Annotated in this window: 5 protein-coding genes; 3 read left to right on the top strand and 2 right to left on the bottom strand. The window is 72.6% G+C overall.

Translation table 11 applies throughout. The annotated features are described in order from the left end of the window. Nucleotides 1-107 precede the first annotated feature (107 nt). Nucleotides 108-548, bottom strand: coding sequence for an NfeD family protein (locus A7A76_RS04875; RefSeq protein WP_096379766.1), 441 nt, complete (start codon nucleotides 546-548; stop codon nucleotides 108-110). 1 nt (nucleotide 549) lies between these two features. Further along, nucleotides 550-1,500, bottom strand: coding sequence for an SPFH domain-containing protein (locus A7A76_RS04870; protein ID WP_206410139.1), 951 nt, complete (start codon nucleotides 1,498-1,500; stop codon nucleotides 550-552). 107 nt (nucleotides 1,501-1,607) lie between these two features. Between A7A76_RS04870 and A7A76_RS04865 the strand changes: the two genes are divergently transcribed. The 3 genes from A7A76_RS04865 to A7A76_RS04855 form a co-directional block, all read left to right on the top strand. Next, nucleotides 1,608-2,213 (top strand): RNA polymerase sigma factor, encoded by a 606-nt coding sequence (locus A7A76_RS04865; protein ID WP_241200732.1) that lies wholly within the window; start codon nucleotides 1,608-1,610, stop codon nucleotides 2,211-2,213. Between the two features lie 226 nt (nucleotides 2,214-2,439). Then, nucleotides 2,440-3,210 (top strand): hypothetical protein, encoded by a 771-nt coding sequence (locus tag A7A76_RS04860; protein ID WP_206410137.1) that lies wholly within the window; start codon nucleotides 2,440-2,442, stop codon nucleotides 3,208-3,210. Nucleotides 3,211-3,273: 63 nt separating this feature from the next. Next, on the top strand, nucleotides 3,274-4,540 hold a 1,267-nt coding region (locus tag A7A76_RS04855; RefSeq protein WP_206410136.1), incomplete at its 3' end, for a PDZ domain-containing protein.

The following is a 4,540-nucleotide window of genomic DNA, read 5'->3' as shown; positions in this document are numbered from 1 at the left end:
CCCTGCGCGGCCAGGCACAGGCCCAGCGCGCACGCGCCCAGCGCGGTCGACGCGCGCCGGCGCGCCGAGGCGGACGACCAGGGCCTGGCGCAGCGCGCGTTCACCGCTCAGCCCGCCGCTTCCACATGCAGCAACATGGCATCGGCGCCGACCACGCGCACCATCGCGCCGGCCGGCAGTTCCGGGCCGCTGACGTCCCAGAACGCATCGGCGATCTGCACCCGCCCGCGGCCGGCGACGATGCCGCGCTCCAGCGGCACCACCCGGCCGATCAACTGCTCGGCGCGGCGGTTCAGCAGCGGCCGGTCGCTGGCCGGCTCGCGCTTGCGGAACCAGGTGCGGTAGACCTGGATCGAGACGAAGCTCAGCACCACGAACGCGGCCACCTGGGCCAGCACGGTCAGTCCGGGAAAGGCGAACACCAGCACGAACACCGCCGCCGCGGCCAGGCCGAGCCAGAGCATGAATGCCCCCGGCGCCAGCGCCTCGGCCGCGAACAGCAGCAGCGCCAGCGCCGCCCAGGCCACGGTCGGCCAGTTCCAGCTCATGTCAGGCTCCGCCGCGCGGCGGCCGCGCGCCCGGCGCGGACTGCTGGGCCATCGCGTCCTTGGCCAGCTCGGCGATGCCGGCGATCGAACCGATCACCCCGGACGAATCCATCGGCATCATCACGAACTTCTGGTTCGGCGCCTCGGCCAGGGCCTTGAATGCCTCGATGTACTTCTGCGCGACGAAGTAATTGATCGCCTGCACGTTGCCCGCGGCGATCGCGTCGGACACCAACTGAGTGGCCTTGGCCTCGGCTTCGGCCAGACGCTCGCGCGCCTCGGCCTCGCGATACGCGGCCTCGCGCTTGCCCTCGGCTTCCAGGATCGCCGCCTGCTTGTCGCCCTCGGCGCGCAGGATCTCGGACTGGCGATGGCCTTCGGCCTCGAGGATGTTGGCGCGCTTCTCGCGCTCGGCCTTCATCTGCCGGGCCATCGAATCGACCAGGTCGCGCGGCGGCTGGATGTCCTTGAGCTCGATGCGGTTGACCTTCAGCCCCCACGGATGGGTGGCCGCGTCGACCGCGTTGAGCACCTTGGTGTTGATCTCGTCGCGCTTGGACAGCGATTCGTCCAGGTCCATCGAACCGATCGCGGTGCGGATGTTGGTCATGACCAAATTGAGGATCGCCACTTCCAGCTGGGCGACCTCATACGCCGCCTTGGCCGCGTCCTGCACCTGGAAGAACACGATGCCGTCGACCTTGACCACCGCGTTGTCCTTGGTGATCACGTCCTGGCTGGGCACCTCCAGCACCTGCTCCATCATGTTGATCTTGCGGCCGACGCCGTAGATCACCGGGACCAGGAAGTGCAGGCCGGGGTCCATGGTGTGGGTGTAGCGGCCGAAGCGCTCGACCGTCCACTGGTAGCCCTGCGGCACCATGCGCACGGTCTTGAACAGCAGCACGACGCCGGCGAACACCAGCACCAACGCGAGAAAGCTGGCTCCCATGACTCCCCTCCTTGTCCTTGGTCTTATGGGCGCAGTATAGGCCCAGGCGCCGGCTGCGACCCTTCACGCCCCTGGCGCATCCTTGCCTGGGAATGCCGCCCGAACCCATGCCCCTGCCGCCGCCCTCGCCCGTCGCCGACCGGCCCGTGTCGAGCTTCGCCATCGACGTGCCCGAGTCGCTGCTGGCGCGCGCGCGCGCCGGCGAGGGCGCGGCGTTCGAGCAGATCTACCGCTGGTTCGAGCGGCCGGTGTTCACCCTGGCGGTGCGCATCGCCGGCGATCGCGAGGAAGCCACCGAAGTCCTGCAGGAGACCATGCTCAAAGTGCTCACGCGGATCGGCGACTTCCGCGGCCACCGCGACGGCAGCGGCACGCCGTTCTGGGGCTGGCTGCGCCAGATCGCCGTGAACGAAGCCCTGATGCGGCTGCGCAGCCGGCGCCGCCACGAGCACGCCGACAGCGACGACGAACACCTGGCCGACGACCGCGCCCCGCCGCCGCCGGCCGCGGCCGACGCCGCCGCGCTCGGCCGCGCGCTGGCGCAATTGCCCGAAGCGACCCGCAGCGTGCTGTGGCTGTACCACGCCGAGGGCTACACCCATGAGGAGATCGCCGCGCTGATGCAGCGTTCGATCAGTTTTTCGAAATCGCAGCTCGCCCGCGGCAGCCGCCGCCTGCGCCAGCTGCTGGAACCGGAGCAGGCCCATGCCTGATCGTCCCCCGCTCGTGTCCGGCGCGCCCGCCGCAGGCGAGCCACCCTCGACCTGGGCCGGCGCGTTCGCCGCGCTGCCCGCCGAAACCCCGCCGGCCGACGGCTGGGCGCGCTTGGCTGCGCGTTTGCCGGCCGCATCGGCGGCGACGTCGGCGCAGTTCGTCGCGCCTCAATCGACTCTATCGAAATCGGCCGCATCGAAATCGGCTGCATTGAAATCGGCTGCATTGAAATCGGCCGCTCCGCGCGCAGCCGCGACGCCGCTGCGGCGCTGGGCGCTGGCCGCGATGCTGGCCGCCGCGCTGCCGCTGGGCCTGTGGCTGAGCCTGCGCGCGCAGCGGCCCGATGCGGAACCCGCCGCGCCGGTCGTGGCGACGCAATCGCATGCGACGCCGCAGCGCGATCCGGCGTCGGCCGATGGCGGCCGCTCCGCGCGAAACCAAGCGGTCGCCGCGGCCGGTACCCGTCCGTCGGTGTCCGCCGCTCCGGCCGCCGCTCCTTCTATAAAAGACCCATCGGCCTCGGAGCCCGCAACGGCCGCCACCGATCGGCAGCGCCGGACGCGGGTCGCCGCGACAACGCCGAAGCCGGAGGACGCAACCGCATCCATCGCCGCCGCGCCGCAACGCGCGGCGACGCGCACGCGCCCCGCCGACGCCGGCGCTTCCACCGCAACGGCCGCCGACACCGACGCCCGCCTCGCCGCGCAACTGCGCGAACTGCAGGCCGAGTCGGCCCAGCTCGAAGCCCTGGTCGCCATCGCCCGCGACGAGCGCGTCGCCAGCGCCGCCGCCGCGGTGATGGGCGCCGGCCTCGACCAGCGACTGCAACTGATCGACACCGCGCTCGGCGACGCCGCGCTGCCGGCGGCCACCCGCGTCGCGCTGTGGCGCGAACGGGTCGATTCGCTGCGCTCGCTGGCCGGCATGGAAAGCACCCAACGCTGGTACGCCGCGCGCGGCGAACGCTACGACAGCGCGCTGGTGCGGGTGGACTGAGCGCGTCGCCTCCGCCCCGATCATCGCCAAGAACCATCGCAACGACTTTCACTGGAGACCGCCATGTCGTCCCGCTTCCTGCTTCCCGCCCTGCTCGCCGCCGCGATCGGCGGCGCGCTCGCGGTTCCCGCCGCGGCCGGCGCGACCGGAGCCGTCGCCGCCCCGGCCGTGCCCGTGCCGGCCGAACCGGTCCGGCGCGAATTCGTGCCGGCCACGCCCGCGCCGCACCAAACCCGCGGTTATGTCTTCACGACCGATGCGATGGCCGCGTCCGCCGAGGCCATCCCGGCCGGCCTCGCACCGCGCGAAACCCGCGCCTACTTCTTCAGCACCGACGCCGGCGCCACACCGCGGTTGCTGGCGCAGGCGCGGCCGATGGTGGTGGAGATGCGCCGCGGCGCCTATCCCGACGGCGTGTTGCCCGAGCCTTCGCAGTTCGGCCCGGTGCTGATCAGCGACGACCTGCGCGGCCCGCAACTCGGGGTGATCCTGGCTCCGGACGAACGCAGCGGCGTGGCCATCCTCGCGGTCACGCCCGGCAGCGCCGCGGCCCGCGCCGGGCTGCGCAGCGGCGACCGCCTGCTCGCGCTCGACGAACGCGAACTCGCCGGCAAGAGCGGCGAGGCGCGCCTGAGCGAAGCGCGCGAGCGGATCGGCAAGCTCGAAGCCGGCAAGCCGGTGCGCATCCGCTACCAGCGCGACCAGCGCGAGGCCACGGTCGAGATCGCGCCGCAGGTCGGCGCGCGGATCATGGTCTACCGCAATCCCGACGGCAGCGAATACGTCACCAATCAATATGCGCGCACCGTCGTCGTCGACGCGGCGCCCGCCGGCAGCGTCTCGGTCGCGCCGGGCGTGCGCACCGAGATCCGCCGCATCGGCCCGGACCTGGACTGCGCCGGCAAGGACAAGGGCAAGGCCCGGCATCCGGCCTGCAGCATGCCGCTGATCAGCGAGGCGCTGCGCTGGAACGGCCTCAACCTGGCCACGGTCGAGCCCAAGCTCGGCCGCTACTTCGGCGCCCAGCGCGGCGTGCTGGTGCTCAGCGCGCCGGCCGGGCTCAAGGGACTGGAAGCCGGCGACGTGATCCAGAGCGTCGACGGCCGCGCGGTCGACACCCCGCGCCAGACCATGGAGGCCTTGCGCGACAAACCCGAAGGCGCGCAGGTCGAGATCGGTTATCTGCGCGACCGCAACAGCGCCAAGCTCAAGCTCAGCGTGCCCAAGGCAGTGGCGTGGGTGCCGCCTCCGCCGCCTCCTCCGCCTCCGGCACCGCCCGCGCCGCCTGCGCCGCCGGCCGCACCCGCGGCGCCGGTCCCGCCTCCTCCGC

It is taken from the genome of Lysobacter enzymogenes (assembly GCF_017168095.1).
Taxonomy (GTDB): domain Bacteria; phylum Pseudomonadota; class Gammaproteobacteria; order Xanthomonadales; family Xanthomonadaceae; genus Lysobacter; species Lysobacter enzymogenes_D.
The sequence above is the reverse complement of the archived record's forward strand: the minus strand, read 5'-3'. Positions and strand labels throughout refer to the sequence as shown.

Bases quoted from the DNA above. Each gene is read 5' to 3' on its own strand.
- A7A76_RS04865 (WP_241200732.1), top strand. From the start codon at position 1,608: ATGCCCCTGCCGCCGCCCTCGCCCGTCGCCGACCGGCCCGTGTCGAGC.
- A7A76_RS04875 (WP_096379766.1), bottom strand. From the start codon at position 548: ATGAGCTGGAACTGGCCGACCGTGGCCTGGGCGGCGCTGGCGCTGCTG.
- A7A76_RS04870 (WP_206410139.1), bottom strand. From the start codon at position 1,500: ATGGGAGCCAGCTTTCTCGCGTTGGTGCTGGTGTTCGCCGGCGTCGTG.